Annotated in this window: 19 protein-coding genes; 3 read left to right on the forward strand and 16 right to left on the reverse strand. The window is 70.9% G+C overall.

Annotated elements, in window-relative coordinates; genetic code table 11:
• Positions 1–121 precede the first annotated feature (121 nt).
• From SB754_RS16625 to SB754_RS16635, 3 genes are read left to right on the forward strand one after another with little or no spacing between them, the layout of a single operon-like run.
• The gene (locus SB754_RS16625; protein ID WP_410783527.1) at positions 122–445 is read left to right on the forward strand and encodes a flagellar FlbD family protein; all 324 of its coding nucleotides are present in this window, start codon (positions 122–124) and stop codon (positions 443–445) included.
• Positions 445–1,260: a motility protein A gene (locus SB754_RS16630; RefSeq protein ID WP_410783528.1), complete on the forward strand. Its 816-nt coding sequence runs from the start codon at positions 445–447 to the stop codon at positions 1,258–1,260. Before SB754_RS16625 ends, SB754_RS16630 begins: the two co-directional genes overlap by 1 nt.
• Position 1,261: 1 nt before the next feature.
• The gene (locus tag SB754_RS16635; protein ID WP_410783529.1) at positions 1,262–2,101 is read left to right on the forward strand and encodes a flagellar motor protein MotB; all 840 of its coding nucleotides are present in this window, start codon (positions 1,262–1,264) and stop codon (positions 2,099–2,101) included.
• Between the two features lie 96 nt (positions 2,102–2,197).
• On the opposite strand, the gene SB754_RS16640 is transcribed toward SB754_RS16635, so the two are convergent.
• The 16 genes from SB754_RS16640 to flgB form a co-directional block, all read right to left on the reverse strand.
• Positions 2,198–3,703 (reverse strand): alpha-N-arabinofuranosidase, encoded by a 1,506-nt coding sequence (locus tag SB754_RS16640; protein WP_410783530.1) that lies wholly within the window; start codon positions 3,701–3,703, stop codon positions 2,198–2,200.
• Between the two features lie 112 nt (positions 3,704–3,815).
• Positions 3,816–4,829, reverse strand: coding sequence for a LacI family DNA-binding transcriptional regulator (locus SB754_RS16645; RefSeq protein ID WP_410783531.1), 1,014 nt, complete (start codon positions 4,827–4,829; stop codon positions 3,816–3,818).
• 243 nt (positions 4,830–5,072) lie between these two features.
• Positions 5,073–5,822 carry an ABC transporter permease gene (locus SB754_RS16650; protein WP_410783532.1) on the reverse strand — a complete coding sequence of 250 codons (750 nt, stop codon included), beginning with the start codon at positions 5,820–5,822 and terminating at the stop codon, positions 5,073–5,075.
• 59 nt (positions 5,823–5,881) lie between these two features.
• Positions 5,882–6,286: a hypothetical protein gene (locus SB754_RS16655; RefSeq protein ID WP_410783533.1), complete on the reverse strand. Its 405-nt coding sequence runs from the start codon at positions 6,284–6,286 to the stop codon at positions 5,882–5,884.
• Between the two features lie 185 nt (positions 6,287–6,471).
• The gene (locus SB754_RS16660; RefSeq protein WP_410783534.1) at positions 6,472–7,644 is read right to left on the reverse strand and encodes a flagellar hook protein FlgE; all 1,173 of its coding nucleotides are present in this window, start codon (positions 7,642–7,644) and stop codon (positions 6,472–6,474) included.
• Between the two features lie 36 nt (positions 7,645–7,680).
• Complete coding sequence (locus SB754_RS16665) at positions 7,681–8,157, reverse strand: flagellar hook assembly protein FlgD (RefSeq protein WP_410783535.1); 477 nt, start codon at positions 8,155–8,157, stop codon at positions 7,681–7,683.
• A 12-nt stretch (positions 8,158–8,169) separates the two neighbouring features.
• Entirely contained in the window at positions 8,170–9,729 is a 1,560-nt protein-coding gene (locus SB754_RS16670) for a flagellar hook-length control protein FliK (protein ID WP_410783536.1), read from the reverse strand.
• Positions 9,726–10,439: a C40 family peptidase gene (locus SB754_RS16675; RefSeq protein WP_410783537.1), complete on the reverse strand. Its 714-nt coding sequence runs from the start codon at positions 10,437–10,439 to the stop codon at positions 9,726–9,728. Before SB754_RS16675 ends, SB754_RS16670 begins: the two co-directional genes overlap by 4 nt.
• The gene (locus SB754_RS16680) at positions 10,436–10,870 is read right to left on the reverse strand and encodes a hypothetical protein (RefSeq protein ID WP_410783538.1); all 435 of its coding nucleotides are present in this window, start codon (positions 10,868–10,870) and stop codon (positions 10,436–10,438) included. The genes SB754_RS16675 and SB754_RS16680 overlap by 4 nt, the downstream gene beginning before the upstream one ends.
• On the reverse strand, positions 10,870–12,183 hold the full coding sequence (locus SB754_RS16685) for a FliI/YscN family ATPase (RefSeq protein WP_410783539.1): 1,314 nt from the start codon (positions 12,181–12,183) through the stop codon (positions 10,870–10,872). Before SB754_RS16685 ends, SB754_RS16680 begins: the two co-directional genes overlap by 1 nt.
• Positions 12,180–12,794: a FliH/SctL family protein gene (locus SB754_RS16690; RefSeq protein ID WP_410783540.1), complete on the reverse strand. Its 615-nt coding sequence runs from the start codon at positions 12,792–12,794 to the stop codon at positions 12,180–12,182. Before SB754_RS16690 ends, SB754_RS16685 begins: the two co-directional genes overlap by 4 nt.
• Positions 12,784–13,794, reverse strand: a complete 1,011-nt coding sequence (fliG, locus tag SB754_RS16695; RefSeq protein WP_410783541.1) for a flagellar motor switch protein FliG — start codon at positions 13,792–13,794, stop codon at positions 12,784–12,786. Before fliG ends, SB754_RS16690 begins: the two co-directional genes overlap by 11 nt.
• A complete protein-coding gene (gene fliF / locus SB754_RS16700; protein WP_410783542.1) occupies positions 13,791–15,392 on the reverse strand; it encodes a flagellar basal-body MS-ring/collar protein FliF in 1,602 nt (533 codons plus the stop codon). Before fliF ends, fliG begins: the two co-directional genes overlap by 4 nt.
• Positions 15,392–15,697: a flagellar hook-basal body complex protein FliE gene (fliE, locus tag SB754_RS16705; RefSeq protein WP_410783543.1), complete on the reverse strand. Its 306-nt coding sequence runs from the start codon at positions 15,695–15,697 to the stop codon at positions 15,392–15,394. The genes fliF and fliE overlap by 1 nt, the downstream gene beginning before the upstream one ends.
• Positions 15,697–16,089, reverse strand: a complete 393-nt coding sequence (locus SB754_RS16710) for a flagellar basal body rod protein FlgC (protein ID WP_410783544.1) — start codon at positions 16,087–16,089, stop codon at positions 15,697–15,699. Before SB754_RS16710 ends, fliE begins: the two co-directional genes overlap by 1 nt.
• A gap of 10 nt (positions 16,090–16,099) precedes the next feature.
• Positions 16,100–16,441, reverse strand: coding sequence for a flagellar basal body rod protein FlgB (flgB, locus tag SB754_RS16715; protein ID WP_410783545.1), 342 nt, complete (start codon positions 16,439–16,441; stop codon positions 16,100–16,102).
• Positions 16,442–16,606: the final 165 nt, after the last annotated feature.

Here is a 16,606-nt window from a genome sequence, read left to right on the forward strand (position 1 = left end):
GTTCGTTAGCAATGCGGAGTCCGGCCCGGAGCCTCCCGCCGTCCCCCTAACGACGGACCCGTCCGCGCCGATAGTGGGCTCGTGACGGCTCACCCGGAGCCGAGACCAGGATTCGCGCCCCATGATCGTCGTCACCCGATTGAACGACAGCCAGTTCGCGGTCAACCCCGACCTCATCGAGCGCATCCACGCCAGTCCGGACACCACACTCGTCATGGTCGACGGGGCGAAGTTCATCGTCACCGAGACCCTGTCCGAAGTGATCGAGAAGATCGCCGCGTACCGGGCGCGAGTGATCGCCCTCGCCCACGACCTCCCCGCCGCCGGCCCGCGCCCCGTGCCCGCGCCGCCGCTGGGACTCGTGACGCTGCCCGGACTGGACGACGAAGAGGTGGAGGCTCACCCCGAGGCCCGCGCCGTCCCCCTGCGAGCAAGGAAGAAGTAATGGACCCGGCAACGATCATCGGCATCGTCCTCGCGTTCGGCGCCGTCGTCGCGATGGTGACGATGGAGGGCGCTCACCTCAGCTCCCTGCTGCTCCCGGCCCCCATGGTGCTGGTGTTCGGCGCCACCATCGCGGTCGGCATCGCCAGCGGCACGATCAAGGACTTCCTGGTCGCCGTGAAGGCGCTCCCGCGTGCACTCCGCGGCAAGGTGGAGCAGCCGCAGCAGGTGATCGACCAGGTGGTCGGGCTGGCCGAGAAGGCCCGATCCAGCGGCCTCCTCGCCATGGAGCAGGAGGCGGAGGGCGTCGACGACCCGTTCCTGAAGCGGGCACTGCAGAACATCGCGGACGGCACCGACGGCGACGAGCTGCGGGTGCTGCTGGAGGACGAGATCGCGACCCGTTCGAAGAAGGACCGCGTCGCCGCCAAGTTCTTCAGCGCGATGGGCGGCTACGCGCCCACGATCGGCATCATCGGAACGGTGGTCTCGCTCACCCACGTGCTCGAGAACCTGGCCGACCCCGGCGAGCTCGGCCCGATGATCGCGAGCGCTTTCGTCGCCACCCTGTGGGGCCTCCTCTCGGCCAACTTCCTGTGGCTGCCGCTCGGCGCCCGCCTACGCCGCCTGTCCGAGTTGGACGTCGAGCGGATGACGCTCCTGATGGAGGGTGTCCTCGCCGTGCAGTCCGGGAGCCAGCCGCGCCTCCTCGGCGAGCGCCTGCGCGCCATGGTGCCGGACGGCGCCGACAAGTCCGCGACCAAGTCGGCGAAGGCCCCCCGGGCCGCCAAGGACCCCGTCGAAGAAGCGGCCTGAGATGTCCGCGCGCCGACGGAAGAGGCACGAGGAGCCCGAGGAGCACGAGAACGAGGAACGCTGGATGGCCTCCTACATGGACATGGTCACCGTGCTCATGTGCATGTTCATCGTGCTGTTCGCGATGTCGACGGTGGACGCGAAGAAGTTCGAGCAGCTCAAGGACTCCCTGGCGACCGGCTTCGGCCAGGTGAAGACGCAGAAAGTGGACACGGCCTCCGGGGTCGTGGTGCCGCCGAAGCACGTGGACGAGTCGGGCAAATCGACCGACTTCGCCCTGGCTCAACAGGAGGTGCAGAACCTCCAGCACCTGAAGGACGTCATCCAGGCGGCCCTCACCCGCGACGGCCTCCAGGATGCGGTGGAGATGAAGATCGACGAGCGTGGGCTGACGATCGGGCTGGTGGGCAACTCCACCTTCTTCGACTCCAACCGCGCCGAGCTGAGCGCGCGCGCCGTGTCGGTGCTGAACGACATCGGCCCGGTTCTGGCGCCGGCGTCGTACGCGGTGTCCGTCGAGGGTCACGCCGACCTCCGCCAGCCGGGCGCCCCGTACCCGACCAACTGGGAACTCTCGGCCGGGCGCGCCACCAGCGTGCTGCGCCACCTGGTCGAGGTGAACGGGTTCCCGCAGGGTCGCATCGCGGCGGTCAGCTACGGCTCGGCTCGACCGGTCGACGGCTTCACCGGCACGACCGACAACGACCTGGCGCAGAACCGTCGCGTGGATGTGGTGGTCCTGTCCGCGCAGGCCGAGGCCGTCCGCAAGCTCATCCCCCAGGCGCTGCAGTCCCCCGCCCCCGCGCCCTCCCCCGCGCCCTCTCCCGTCGGCGCCGGCTAACCCACCTCCTCCGGAACCGCCCGCCGTCGAGTACACAAAAAGTGCACGCGGAAGGCGGCTCCAGCGTGCACTTTTTGTGTACTCGACGGTGGGGGGTCAGGCGAGGGAGACGGCGCTCCACGAGACGGGAGGCAGCTCGAGGGTGAGGATGCCGTCGGCGAGGGAGGCTGCCGGGATCGGGCGGAGGCCGACGCGGTCCTGGTGCTCCAGCGTGTTCCTCGCGTAGACGTCCTCATCCCAGAGGGAGACGGCCTCGCGCACCCGCTCGACGCCCAGGTCGCGGACATCCACCCGGACGGTCTGCGTCTCGGTCGTGCTGCGGTTGACGACGAAGAGCGCCGCAGAGCCGTCCGCCTCGTCGACGGTCGCGACGGCATCGACGAGGTCGGCCTCGCCGTAGACCGCGGTCTGATAGGTCGCGGTCTCGATGGTCGGACGCAGCACCTCGCCGCGCGCCAGCCGGCTCGTCACCGAGAACGGGAAGAACGTCGTCTGCCGCCAGGCGTCCCCACCCGGCTCGGTCATGATCGGCGCGATCACGTTGACCAGCTGGGCGAGGGAGGCGCTGGTCACCCGGTCGTGGTTCTTCAGCAGCGTGATCAGGAGATTGCCGAGCACGACAGCATCCGCGACCGAGTAGACGTCCTCCAGCTGCCGCGGGGCGTATCGCCACTCGTCGTTGATCTCCTCCGACTCCTTGTGCTCGTCCAAGTACCAGATGTTCCACTCGTCGAACGAGATCTGGATCTTCTTCTTGCTCTTCAGCTTGTTGCCCACGTGGTCGGCCGTGGAGACGACCGTGTCGATGAAGTACTGCATGTCGACGGAGGACGCCAGGAACGAGCCGAGGTCGCCGCCGCGCTCCTGGTAGTAGGCGTGGGCCGAGACGAAGTCGACGTGGTCGTAGGAGTGCTCGAGGACGATGCGCTCCCACTCGCCGAAGGTCGGCATCCCGGATCCGGACGAGCCGCAAACGACCAGCTCGAGGTCCTTGTCGGCCATCTTCATCGCCGCAGCGGTGCGCGCGGCGAGCTTGCCGTAGTCGTCGGCCGTCAGGTAACCGGTCTGCCAGGGGCCGTCCATCTCGTTGCCGAGGCACCACATCCGGATGTCGTGCGGCTCCGGGGTCCCGTTGGCGATCCGTTGGTCGCTGAGCGCGGTGCCGGACGGGTGGTTGGCGTACTCGAGCAGGTCGAGGGCCGCTTGGATGCCGCGGGTGCCGAGGTTGACGGCGAGCATCAGCTCCGAGCCGGTCAGCTTCAGCCAGCGCGAGAACTCGTCGAGGCCGACCTGGTTGGACTCCAGCGAGTGCCAGGCCAGGTCGCGGCGGACGGGGCGCTGCTCGCGCGGGCCGACCGAGTCCTCCCAGCGGAAGCCTGAGACGAAGTTGCCGCCCGGGTAGCGGATCGTGGTCGAGCCGAGCTCGCGGACGAGCTCCACCACGTCGAGACGGAAGCCGTCCTCGTTCGCGGTCGGGTGACCCGGCTCGTAGATGCCGTCGTAGACACAGCGCCCGAGGTGCTCGACGAACGAGCCGAAGATTCGGCGGTTGACGGTCGCGACGCGGGCGGAGCGGTCGAGGGCGATACGGGTTTCGGACATGGGTCTCCTGTGATCCTGAGTTCGTGTGGTGCGGTACGCCTGTGCATCGTTGTTTACATCGTTGTAGGAGCCATCCTGCGGGACGGGTGCGACCGTGTCAACGGATGCCTCCTCAGACCGCGGTCGACTCGCGCTCGACCAGCCGGAAGGGCACGGCGACCTCCTCGGGGAGGAACACTTCCGACGATCCCTCGATCCGGCGGAGCAGCAGATCGATCGCGGTCCGGGCGATCTCCTCGCGGCCGGGGTCGATCGTGGACAGCGTCGGCATCGAGTACTGCGTCTCGTCGATGTCGTCGAACCCGATGACGGCGACGTCCTCGGCGATACGGAGCCCCGACTCCTGCAGCACGCGGAGCGCGCCAAGCGCGATGGCGTCATTGAAGGCGACGACTCCGTCGAACCGCTTGCCGGTCGCGAGGAAGTCGCGCATCGCCTCTGCGCCGTTGCGCCGGTGCCAGGAGCCGACCGGGATCACGAGCGACTCGTCGAACGGGATGCCTGCGGCCTCCAGCGCCTGCCGGTAGCCCTCGAGGCGGAGCGCTGCGGAGCCGATGACCTCTCCCGGATGCGCGCCCAGCGCGACGACCCTCCCTCGTCCTGAATTCAGGAGGTGCTCTGTCGCCGCGCGGGCTGCATCGGTATTGCGCATGGTCACGTGATCGCGCGCACCATGGAGGCTGCGGTCGCCCAGCAGCACCACAGGCGTCGTCAGCTCGGAGATGAGGTCGACGTCGCCCTGGTCGAGGGTCAGGACGCTGTAGAGCACGCCGTCGACCATCCGGGCGCGTGGCTGGCGGAGCACGTCGATCTCGTGTTGCCGGTCGTCGCCGAACTGCTCGATCAGCACGGCGAGTCCGCGCTCGGCGGCGGCGCGCATGACCGAGTCGGCGAGCTCGGCGAAGTAGGCGTTGCGGAGGTCCGGGATCATCAAAGAGATGACGTTGGTGCGCCCGGACCGCAGACTGCGCGCCGAAAGGTTCGGGGTGTAGCCGAGGGTGTCGATCGCGTCGAGCACCCTGCGGCGGGTCTCCTCGCGCACGTACGGGTAGTCGTTGATGACGTTCGAGACCGTCTTGATGGACACGCCGGCGAGCCGGCTGACGTCATGCATCGTCGCAGCCATGCTGCCCCCTCCGTGTCTCGCGTGCGCCTCCCTCAGACTTTACAACGTTGAAGGCCCCGCCTCGCCCGCCCCATCCCGCCGAGCCGTCCCGCCGCCCCATCCCGCCGAGTGGTGAGCACATGTCGCCACTCGCCCCGGATTCGAGCATCTACTCACCACTCGCGCGGTTGCTGAGAAGTGGGAGGCACGGAGGGGAGGGGGGCGGAGGCCGGTCAGCGGAGGGCGGCGGGGCGCGGAGGCCGGTCAGCGGAGGGCGGCGGGGCGAGTGCGGACGGGCGCGAGCCAGGTGGAGACGATGACGGCGGTGATCGCGCCGGCGGCCATGATCGCGGCGAGCACGACCACCTGGAAGCGGCCGGCCTCCAAGGGCGACACGCCTCCGAAGATCGCGCCGACGAACGCGCCGGGCAGGGTGACCAGTCCGGTGGTCTTCGTCTGGTCGACGGACGGGATCAGCGCCGAGTACACCGCGGTACGGGCCTGCTCGATGGTCGACTGCCGCGGGGTGGCGCCGAGGGCGAGCCACCCCTCCACTTCGTCCCAGTGGTCGTTGACGGCCTCGGTGAAGCGTCGACCGGCGAGCGTCGCAATGCTCATCGAGTTGCCGATCACGATGCCGCCGATCGCCAGGGCGTACCGGGCGCTGAACTCGATGGCGCCGGTGAGGAACACGACCGAGAACGACACGATCACCCCCGCCGCCATGGCCGACGCCATCATGAGGACGTGCTGGCGCGTCCATCCAATCCGATGGGAGGCCGTGCCGGCGGCGACCGAGAACATGACGAGCAGCGCGAGCGCGACCCAGAGCGGGTTCGTGATGACGCCGGCCAGGATGACGCTGATGATCGCCAGCTGGGCGGCACCTCGCAGGATCGCCAGCGCCGGCGCCCAGCGGTGGGGCACCCGGTACGCCGCCAGCACGGCGACGGCGACCAGGGCGAGGATCGCGACGCCGAGCAGGGTCGGCGCCAGCTCGGTGAGGATGGGCACGGGACGAGCCTACGAGGCCGAGGCGCTGCGCGGAGCAATCCGACCTTGCGAGCGTCGGATCAGGAAGCCAGCTGCTGAACGCGCTGCTTCGACAAGCCGAGGACCGCTCCCGCCTCCGCCTGACTCATGTGCTCATCAGCGAGAAGCGTCCGCACCGCCGCCCGGCGCAGTGCTGCCGCCCGTTCTGCAGCCTCATCGGCTTGTGCACGCAGGGCTTCGGCTTGCGCCCAGGTCGTGGCCACTGTCTCCGGTAACTCGTACGTCACGTGAACAGTGACCTCCTCGACCTCGACATCGAGGAGGGCTGCGACGAGATCCCGGGCCATGATCGCGATCTCACGGATGGAGCGGGCCTGGGTGACAGCATGCAGCTCGGGAACCCGCACCAGCCACCAACGGCCCTCTCGACTCGCAACGGCATCGAACGTGCGGTGGCCTGTACCGGTGTCTTCTGCGCTCTTCATGTCCGAGCCCTGACGATAGGCTATGGGGCCTTGTCGCGCAAGACAAGGGCCTATGGTCATCACCTGTATTGCCAGTAGACGTGCCTGCCCGGATGGGCCGCTCCTGGTTGGCGGACCCTGTCGCCGGCGACAGCGCGGATCTCCGACGGGAGGGCGCGGATCGACGACGGAAGCCCCCGGGAGGATTACCGCTTCAGGTTGGTCAGCTCCTGCAGGACCTCGTCGGAGGTGGTGATGATGCGGGCGTTCGCCTGGAAGCCGCGCTGGGCGACGATCAGGTTGGTGAACTCCTGCGACAGGTCGACGTTGGACATCTCGAGGGAGCCGCCCTGGAGCTGGCCGAGGCCGTCCTCGCCGGGGCCGCCGAGCTGGGCGGCGCCCGAGTTGACGGTCGCGCGGTAGGTGGAGCCGCCGGCCTTCTCCAGGCCGCCCGGGTTGACGAAGGTGGCCAGCGCGATCCGGCCGACGGCCTGCTTGTCGCCGTTCGAGAACAGGCCGGTGATCGTGCCGTCCTTGTCGAGGGTGAACGACTCGAGCGTGCCCGCGGCGCGGCCGTTCTGGTCCTTGAAGGCGACGGTGGTGATGCCCGCATAGCCGGTGACCGCACCCAGGTCGACGCCGACGCCGCCGACGGTGAGCGCCCCACCGCCGGTGAGGACGCCGTTGGTGAAGGTGAGCGAGGAGGTGCCGGTGGCGCCCGCAGCGTCGGCGCCCGCGACATCCCAGCCCGTCCCCGTCTTGGTGAAGGTCAGCGTCAGCTTGCGGGCGGTGCCGTTGGCGTCGTAGACGGAGATATCGCGCACCAGCTGGTCGCCGTTGACCGCGTCCGACGGGAGGTTGCCGGTCACCGTGGAGGTCGTGGTCGCAGCCGCCGGGGTGACGGCCTTCAGCGGGATGGTGATGTCGCTGAGCGCTCCACCCTGCTGGACGACGCCGTTCACGGCGTTCCAGCCCTGCAGCACCGCGCCGCCGGGGCCGACCAGGCGGCCGAGCGCGTCCGGGTCCAGGGAACCGGCGCGCGTGTACACCGTCTCGCCGCCGACCTTCATCACGAAGAAGCCGTCGCCGTTGATCATCATGTCGGTGGAGCGGCCGGTCGCCTGCGCCGCACCCTGGGTGAAGTTGGTGGAGATGCCGGCGACGAGCACGCCGAGGCCGATCTGGGCGGGGTTGGTGCCGCCGGTCTCCGCCTGTGCGCCGCCGGCTCCGCGGACCAGCTGCGAGAGCGTGTCCTGGAACTGCACGGCGGACGCCTTGAAGGCGGTCGTGTTGACGTTCGCGATGTTGTTGCCCGTGACGTCGAGCATGGTCTGGTGCGAGCGGAGACCGGAGATTCCGGAGTAGAGCGAGCGGAGCATGGGTGATTCCTTTCGTGAGGAAGTTCGTGCGAGAGGTCAGGCAGTCGGCGTGGCGGATGTGGCGGGCGCGGTCGGCGTGGTGGGCGAGCTGGGCGTCACCACGCCGAGGATGGAGTCGAGCGCGATCTTCTGGTCGCCGATGGAGACGATGGGCACCGAGCCCGCGTACGAGACGGACGACGCGATCCCGGTCTGGGTGTCACCGTTCTTGTCGAGGTAGCTCACGGTGTGGCCGATCAACGCCGCCGCGGCCTGCCGCATCTGGAGGGCGAAGCCTTCCTGGGCGGTGGTGTCCATGTTGGTGAGCTTCTCCATCATGGCCAGCTGCGTCGTCTGCGAGATCATCTGGTTGGTGTCCATGGGCGAGCTCGGGTCCTGGTTGCGCAGCTGGGTGACCAGCAGCTGCATGAACGCCTCGCTGTCGAGCGACTGCTTGGGCGTGCGGGTCGGCGTGGTGGAGTAGATGCCGCCCGTGGAGGCGGTATCCACTCCGGTGATGGGGTCGACGGCCACGGTGGCTCCCTTCTAGACGATCAGGTCGATGGTGTGCGTGGACCCGTCCGCGGGTGCGTGCGGGGTGGGGCGCGGGGACGCCGCGGGCGCGGCGGGCGGGCGGGGTTCCTCGCGCGGCCGGCCGGGGTACGGGCGTCCGTCGGCGGGGGCGTCCTGCTGCGGCGACGGCTGGCTCTGCGACGAGAGGTCCAGCGTGCCGCTGAGTCCTGCGCTGCCGAGGTCGCGGCGGAGGTCCGGGAGGATCGACCGCAGCGCGTCGCGCCCGACATCCGTCGGGGCGAACAGCTCGACGCGGACGCCCTCGCCTCCGACGTGCGCCCGCACGGTCACCGGTCCGAGGGTGTCGGGGGCGACGTGCACGGTCATCACGTGCTCGCCCGCGCCAGCGGCGGCCAGGGTGAACACCGGCCGGGCGAGCTGGGCGGGGAGGGACGGAGCGGTCGTGGGCACCGGCGCAGGAGCGGCCTGCGGGGCGGCCGGCCGCTCTGCGGCGACGACGGCCGGCGAGGGAGCCGCCACCGTGGGTGCGCTGGTGGAGGATGCTGCGGGCGCGTCGACCGGCGCTTTCGGACGAATGGAGGCTGCGGCGGCGGCGCTGTCGAAGGTGCCGCTCGTCGCATCCACAGAAGTGGAGGCCGCCGTTGCGGGTGGCAGGGCGGACGCCGTGTTCGAGGGTGTGGGCCGTGCGTCCGCCCCCACCCGTGTTTCGGGGACGAGCGGCACTGTGGCCTGGGCATCGGCGTGCGGGAAGGGCCCCTCGGCTCCCTGCGGCGTGGCTGCGGAGGCGGCGGTTCCGGCGGGCGTGGCGGTTCCCACGGGAGCACCCGGCGTTCCGCCGGCTCGAGCATCGCTCGTGGGAACGGCAGCAGATGCGGGCGCCGGCGTGGTCGCCTTCGTCCCCGGGGTCCGATTCGGACCGGAGGGAGCTGCGCCTGCCTCTCCGACACCGATGATTTGAGCGGTCGTGGACGACGGCGCAGCCGCCGGCGCCGCTGCGTCCGAAATCGGCGCTGCGGCATTCACCGCTGTCTGCACAGCGTCTGCCGCGGAGGTCCAGGGGGCGGAGGCGGTCGCTGCGCCCGTCGCGGCAGGCGTGACGTTCGGCACCGGCAGGACCGGGGTCGCAACGGCACTCGCCGCTCCCGTAGCATCCCTCGTCGCAGCGACGTCAGGCGCCGGCGCCGTCGGACTCGTCGGACTCGTCGGGGCAGCGCCGCTCGCATCGGGTGAGGCGGTTGCGTCGGGCGAGCCGTGCCCGGACGCCGCGTCGTTCGTCGGCTGGGCGTCCTGCCCGGTCACGGCCGAAGCGTCCGCCCGCGGTCCGGCCGCCTTCGTGGTGTGCCGACCGTGCGCGGGGTGCGCAGCCTCTCCCCCACGACCCGCAGGTCGGCTCGCCTCGTGCCGGGCTCCGCCCGGTCGCGCGCCGGGGTGCTGGTCGCGGGGCGCATCGTCGACCGCCCCCTGGAGGAACGCGTCGAATGCCTCGCCGGACCGGGACTCGGCGCCCCGCGAAGGCGGGCGGACCCCGGTCGGCGCCGCAGTCGGCGCCGCGGTCACGGCCGCCGGGGTCACAGCGAGCCCCCCTGAGCCAGCGACGCGAAGAGGGACCGCAGCATGTCCGCCTGAGCCGACGAGCCGGAGGCGCTGGACAGCCCGGACAACCCCGACAACCCCGCCAACCCCGACAACCCCGTCGCAGAAGACGCCGCGGGCGCCGCCTGCGGCACCACCCGCCGGATGGTCACGATGTCGGAGTCCTTCATCCAGTTGTCAACCAGGCTCACGTTGCGTCCTTCGCTCGGCGCGTGGATGACCTTGCCGTCGCCCGCGTAGATGACGATGTGCTCTCCGCCGTTCGTGACGATGAGGTCCCCCGGTTGGGCCTCGGCGAGCGACGGCACCTCCGTGCCCACCGTCGACTGACCGGAGACCAGTCGCGGCACATCGATCCCGAGGTCCTTGTAGACGCGCTGCACCAGCCCGGAGCAGTCGAGACCGGAGGCGCTGGTCCCGCCGAAGACGTAGGGCACGCCCAGGTACTTCTTGGCGTCCGCGACGACGTCCGCTCCCGTGACGGCGCCCGCGCCCGTCGACGAGCCGTCGGTCGCGCCGAGCGCCCCCGAGAGTGCACTGGCGAAGTCCGTCGCCGAGGTCGCCGACGTCGCCGACCCCGCCGCGGTACTCGATGACCCGGAGGAGGCCGTGGCACGCATCCCGGTCTCCAGCTGTACCAGCGTGGCCTGGATCTGCGAGATCCGGCCGATCGCATCCGTGATCGTCATGCCTCTCCCCCTTCGCGGGCGCGCTGCCACGCGCCGGTCGCGATCTCGTCGATGGCGGCCTGCTCGGCACTCAGGTCCCCCGCGATGACGTCCGCTCGGTGGCGGCTCTCCAGCTTCTCCAGCCCGACGGCGCGCTTCTTCGCCTCGGTGAACGCGAGCTGCGCCTCGTCGGCCTCCGCCTCCGCCTCCGCCGCGAGCGCCGTGAGGTCGGCGAGCATGCTGCGGCTGGACGCGCGGGCGGCGGCCAGGGCGAACAGCGTGCTCGCGTCGGTCGCTTCGACCGGGACCGCGTGCAGAGCGGCGATGGCCCGTGCCTGCCGCTCCCCCGCATCCCGGCGCAGCGCGTTGGCGGCGGCCAGGTCGCTCGCCGCGTGCTCCTTCTCGATCTGCCGCAGCCGCAGCAGCCCGGACAGTGCGAACGCTCGTGCCATCACGCGCCTCCCAGCATTCCGACGAGCGCCTGCAGGCGCGCCCACGACTCCGCGGCGGGCGCAGGCTCGCCGATGCCCTGACGCAGGAACGCGTCGATCGTGTCGGCGTGCGCGACCGCGGCATCCACCTTCGGGTTGGTGCCCGGCTTGTACGCGCCGACGTCGAGCAGGTCCTGCGCGCCGACCTTGGCGGCGAGGATGCTGCGCAGCGCCACCGCCGCGGCGCGCTGTTCGGGTGTGGTCACCCGCGAGGCCAGCCGGGAGACGGAGCCCAGCACATCCACCGACGGGAAGTGGCCGATGACGGACAGCTTGCGGTCGAGGACCACATGGCCGTCGAGGATGGAGCGGGCGGCGTCCGCGATCGGCTCGTTGTGGTCGTCCCCGTCGACGAGCACCGTGTACAGCCCGGTGATCGAGCCGGTCTCGCCGGTGCCCGCGCGCTCGAGCAGCTGGGCGAGCAGCGAGAACGTCGACGGCGGGTAGCCGCGGGTGGCCGGCGGCTCCCCTGCCGACAGCCCGATCTCGCGCTGCGCCATGGCGACGCGCGTCAGGGAGTCCATCATCAGCACCACGTCGGCGCCCTCGTCGCGGAACGCCTCCGCGATCCGGGTGGCCGCGAAAGCGGCACGGAGGCGCATCACGGCCGGCTCATCGGAGGTCGCGACCACGACGACAGACCGGGCGAGGCCGGCGGGCCCGAGGTCGTCCTCGAGGAACTCGCGCACCTCGCGCCCGCGCTCCCCCACCAGGGCGATGACGGAAACCTGCGCCTCGGTGCCCCGCGCGATCATCGAGAGCAGGGACGACTTGCCGACCCCCGAGCCGGCGAACAGTCCGAGTCGCTGCCCGCGGCCCGCCGTGACCATCGTGTCGAGCACACGGACGCCGAGACCGAGCGGCTGCAGGATGCGCGCCCGGCGCATCGCATCCGGCGCACGGTTGCCGAGCGGGACGAAGCCGTCCGGTGCGATCGGGCCCTTGCCGTCCACCGGTCGGCCGAGGGCGTCGACGACGCGGCCGAGCATCCCGCGGCCGGTCGGGACGAGCAGTGGCGCGCGCACCGCTCGCGCCGGTGCGCCGGCGGCCACACCGGTCAGCGAGCCGTAAGGCATGACACGGACCCGCTCCGCGGTGGTGGCCACGACCTCGGCGTGCACGCCGGGGTCCTCGCCGATGACGACGACGTCTCCGAGTGCCGCGGGAACACCCTCCAGCTCGGCGCCCAGACCGACCACACCGGTCACGCGACCGACGCGCTCGACGCCCGCAACGGCGATCGCGGTCTCCCAGCGTTCGAGAAGGGCGGTCACGACAGGGCCTCCTTCGCCCGCTGCAGGGCCGAGTGGATGCGGCCGTCCAGCCACCCGGTCGGCAGCTCGCCGATCGCATCGCCGCGCGCCAACGACGCATCCGCGACCAGCCGCGGCTCCTGGCCGGCCAGCTCGGCGCGCTCGAGCTCGGCGATGTCGTCCGGGTGCAGCCGCACGACAGGAACGGCGCCGGGCGGCCCGGCCGACAGGATGCGCTCCACCGCCGCACGCGCAGCGGACAGGCGATCCTCCAGCGCGACGCCGACGACCGCGGACGCCAGCTCGAACGCGGCCTCCAGGACCGCGCTCTCGGCGTCGGCGAGCACCGGGACCGTCGCCTCACGCAGCTCCACCGCAGCGCTCCGCAGGGCGGAGGCGAGCACTGCGAGCCGGTCGGCGGCCTCCTCGGACTCCGCCGCGCGCGCGTCCTCGGCCGCGGCCAGCCAGCGCGCCTGCTCCTCGCCGGCCGCGCGCCGCCCCTCCGCGAATCCGGCCGCGTACCCGCGCGAGCGTGCGGACGCCGTCCTGGCGCGCTCGTGCTCCGTCTCGGCGAGCACCGGAACGGCGAGCGGCTCGAAGGCCGCGGCGGCGAGGGCGGCGTCACTCGACATACGCGTCCTCGTCCCCGCGCTGAACGGTGATCGCGCCGGCGGCCTCCAGATCGCGGATGGCACGCACGATCTCGGCGCGCGCGTCCTCGACCTGCGACACGCGGACCGGCCCGAGGACCCGGATCTCGTCCTCCAGGATCTCCCGGTTGCGCTCCGACAGGTTGGCCGTGATGATCTCGACCACCGCCTCGGTCGCGCCCTTCATGGCGACGGCGAGCACCGCCGCATCGACCCCCCGCAGCACCTGCTGCACGTCGCGAGCTTCGAGGCGGACGATGTCGTCGAAGGTGAGCATGCGCGAGCGCACTTCTTCGGCGAGCTGGGGGTCGCGCTGCTCCAACGCCTCCAGCAGGGCTTTCTCGGTCGCTGCGTCTGCGCGGTTGATGATGTCGACGAGCGGCTGCACTCCCCCGACCGCGTCGGAGGATGCCCGTGATCCGACGACCGCGGTCGCCCGCTGCTTCAGCGTCTCCGCGACGACCCGCACCGCGTCGGGGCTCGGCGAACCCATCGTCGCGATGGCGTGGGCCACCTCGGTGCGGGCGTGCTCGTCGAGCCCGGTGAGGATGCGCGACGCGTGATCCGCACGCAGGTGCGCCAGCACGAGGGCGCTGGTCTGCGGCAGTTCGCCCGCCAGGAGCATCTGCACCTGCGCCGGCTCGACGGTGTCGAGGAACTCGAACTGCTTGCCTGCGAGGTTCGACGCCACCCGGTTGAGGACGCCCGTCGCCCGTTCGGCCCCGAACGATGCCTCCAGCAGCCCGACCGCGATGTCGCGGCCTCCGCGCGTGGTCATCGTGCCGCGCGTCGCCAGGTCGTGGAACTCGTTCAGCGCCTTCTCGGCCACGCCCGGGTCCACCCGGCGCAGCCGGAGGATCTCCGCGGTGATCTCGTCGGCCTCCTCGTCGGAGAACTGCTTCATCACCTGGGCCGCCCGCTGCTGGTCCATGTTCATCAGGACGACGGCGACCTTCTGGGCGCCGGTCAGGGTCGCGTTCATACGCCGGCCCTGTCATCCATCAGGCTGCGGAGGAACTCGGCCGTGCGGTGCGGGTCGCGCTCGGCGAGCGCCTCGATCTCCGCCTTGCGCCTGTCGGCTTCGACCTCAGCGGGGTCGGACGGCTCCGGCAGCGGGTCGAGCTGCATCGGTACGGTCGGCGCCGCCTGCTCCAGGGCGATCGGGAACGTCGCCGCATCGAGCGCGAGCGAGTCCGCATCCTCGGCGAGTGCCGCGTTCTCGGCGGCGCGACGCCGGCCGCGGCGGAACAACGCGAAGGCGATGATGGCCGCGGCGACGATCGCACCGGCGATGACGGAGGTGCGGATGATGCTCGTGAGCTGGTCGGCGGCGGCCGCGTCCTTGGCCTGCTGCAGCGCCTTGGCCGCCTCCGTTGCACCCGCCTTGCTGAACGGGACCATCTCGACGCTGACCGAGTCGCCGCGCTTCACGTCGATGCCCGCCGCGGCGTTCACCAGGTTGCGGATCTCGTTGGCGCTGACACCGCCGACCGCGTCCGAGTTCAGCGCGACCGAGACGGTCTGCCGGTTGATGGCTCCGGCCGGAATGGTGCGTTGCTCGGTGACCTTGTCGACCGCGTTGTCCTTCGTGCTCGACTCCGAGTTGAAGCTGCCGTTGCCGTTCGTGCCGTTCGGGACGGCGATGTTGTCCGGTCCGAGGACTCCGGCGCTCCCGGCCGCGCCCGACCCGGAGTAGGTCTCCTTCTGCGTCGTCTCGCTGAGCGACGGCGCGTTGGTCGGGGCGGTGTACGACTCCTCTGTCCGCTGCGCGCTCTCGGAGCTGACGTCGGCCGCGACCGCTACGGTGGCGTTGCCGACGCCGACGACCTTGTCGAGCATCTCCTGCACGGCCGACTTCACCCGCGTCTCGTAGTCGCCGGCCTGCTTGTCCGCTCCCCCGGTCGCTCCCCCGCCGACCGTGCTGAGCACCGTGCCGTCGGCGTCGACCACAGCCACGTCGGTCGGCTTCATGTCCGGCACGGCTGCGCTGGTCAGGTGGACGATGGCCTGCACCTGGTCGGCGGTGAGGCTCACGCCGTTCTGCGTCTCGACGAAGACGGACGCCGTCGGGTCCTTCTTCTCGGAGGCGAAGACGGTCTCCGCCGGGATCGCCAGCCGCACGGACGCCGTCTTGACGCCCTTCATCGCCCCGATGGTGTTGCCGAGCTCGCCCTCCATCGCCCGCTTGTACGTGACGTTCTGCTGGAACTCGGACGACGTGACGCCCATCTTGTCGAGCAGCGAGTACCCGCCGGTGTTGGAGGACGGAAGGCCGGCGGAGGCCGCTTTCAGACGCTCGTCGTACACCTTCTCCTGCGGGACGAGGATGGTCGCCCCGCCGTCGGTCAGCTGGTACGGCACGCCGTCGGTACGGAGCTGGTCGACGATCGCCGACGCATCGGAGGCGGCGACTCCGGAGAACAGCGGCGTGTACGACGGCTGCGTCGCCCACATCGAGATGCCGGTGATCCCGAGCGCGACCACGGCGACGCCGATGACGGCGATGACCCGCTGGGCCACGCTGAAGCCGCGGATCGTGTCGCCGATCCGCCGGAAGAAGCTGCTCACCTGCTGAGGCATCAGGCCTGCATCCGCATGATCTCGTTGAAGGCGTCGACCGCCTTGTTCCGGACGCCGGCCACGAGCTCCAGGGTGACCTGGGCCCGGGTGGAGGCGATGGTGGCGTTGTGGATGTCGTCCAGGTTGCCGGTCACGGCCTCGATGGCGAGCTTGTCACTCGTGCCCTGCAGCTGCTGCAGGTCGTCCACGGCGCCCGTGAGGGCGTTCCCGAAGGCCGCTCCCCCGGTGCCGCTCGTGGCCGTCGTCGCGGAGACGGCCGGGTTCGCGGTGACGCCGGAGATCGCTCCGATGGCGGGGATGGGCATCAGTTCCTCCCGATCTGCAGTGCGGCCTGGTAGGTCTCCTTTGCGCGGTCGACCACGGCGGCGTTGGCCTGGTATCCGCGCTGGGCCATGATCAGGGAGCCCATCTGCTCGGAGAGGTCGATGTCCGGATAGCGGACGTAGCCGTTGGCGTCGGCGACCGGGTTGTCCGGCTCGTAGACCATGCGGCCCTCCGCGCTGCCGTAGGCGGCTCCCGCGACGTAGGCGCCGGAGACGCCTGCGCCCTCCTGCGCGACGACATAGCGCGCCTGGAAGGCGGCGCCGTCCGTCGGCTTGGCGGTGTTGATGTTGGCGAGGTTGTCCGAGATGGCGTCCAGCCACTTGCGGTGCAGGGTCAGCCCCGTCCCGGCGATCCCGATGGCGTCGAAGGTCACGTCCTGCTCCTCAGCTGGTCTTCAGGGCTGCGCGGATGGCGGAGAACTGGTTGCCCGCCGCCTGGGAGGCGAACTGGAAGCGCAGCACCGTGTCGACGTTGGACAGGGTCTCCGTGTCGAGGTTCACGTTGTTGCCGTCGAGCCGGGTCGGCTCCAGCGAGCGCGCCGTCGTCGCGTCGACATGGCCGTCGTGGTCGGCGACGGAGGCGGCGAGCGCGTCCTCGAAGGACACCCGCTCGGCGGTGTAACCCGGCGTGTTGACGTTGGCGATGTTGTTCGCGATCGCGCGCTGGCGCGCGGCCAGGCCGTCGAGGGCGCTGCTCAGGGCGGCGCTGGTCACGGATTCGAGCACTGCTGCACTCCAGGGTCGTTGGGGCGGCCCATCCGTGGCCAGTCATCGAGCGATCCGTGCTCAGACTGAGCTATCGGCCGCTTCCCCGGAACCGTTAGACACCGCGTTCGGGGGGTGTTCGCCGTGCGATTCCCACAGAGTCATCCACAGCTTGTACCCCGGTGT

The sequence above is a fragment of the Leifsonia sp. SIMBA_070 genome (assembly GCF_046534635.1).
In the GTDB taxonomy this organism is placed as follows: Bacteria; Actinomycetota; Actinomycetes; order Actinomycetales; family Microbacteriaceae; genus Leifsonia.

Coding starts and splice junctions, on each gene's coding strand:
- SB754_RS16680 (WP_410783538.1), bottom strand. CDS start 10,870: ATGGCACGAGCGTTCGCACTGTCCGGGCTGCTGCGGCTGCGGCAGATC.
- SB754_RS16675 (WP_410783537.1), bottom strand. CDS start 10,439: ATGACGATCACGGATGCGATCGGCCGGATCTCGCAGATCCAGGCCACG.
- fliG (WP_410783541.1), bottom strand. CDS start 13,794: ATGAACGCGACCCTGACCGGCGCCCAGAAGGTCGCCGTCGTCCTGATG.
- SB754_RS16630 (WP_410783528.1), top strand. CDS start 445: ATGGACCCGGCAACGATCATCGGCATCGTCCTCGCGTTCGGCGCCGTC.
- SB754_RS16640 (WP_410783530.1), bottom strand. CDS start 3,703: ATGTCCGAAACCCGTATCGCCCTCGACCGCTCCGCCCGCGTCGCGACC.
- fliE (WP_410783543.1), bottom strand. CDS start 15,697: ATGCCCATCCCCGCCATCGGAGCGATCTCCGGCGTCACCGCGAACCCG.
- fliF (WP_410783542.1), bottom strand. CDS start 15,392: ATGCCTCAGCAGGTGAGCAGCTTCTTCCGGCGGATCGGCGACACGATC.
- SB754_RS16645 (WP_410783531.1), bottom strand. CDS start 4,829: ATGGCTGCGACGATGCATGACGTCAGCCGGCTCGCCGGCGTGTCCATC.
- SB754_RS16660 (WP_410783534.1), bottom strand. CDS start 7,644: ATGCTCCGCTCGCTCTACTCCGGAATCTCCGGTCTCCGCTCGCACCAG.
- SB754_RS16690 (WP_410783540.1), bottom strand. CDS start 12,794: ATGTCGAGTGACGCCGCCCTCGCCGCCGCGGCCTTCGAGCCGCTCGCC.
- SB754_RS16655 (WP_410783533.1), bottom strand. CDS start 6,286: ATGAAGAGCGCAGAAGACACCGGTACAGGCCACCGCACGTTCGATGCC.
- SB754_RS16635 (WP_410783529.1), top strand. CDS start 1,262: ATGTCCGCGCGCCGACGGAAGAGGCACGAGGAGCCCGAGGAGCACGAG.
- SB754_RS16625 (WP_410783527.1), top strand. CDS start 122: ATGATCGTCGTCACCCGATTGAACGACAGCCAGTTCGCGGTCAACCCC.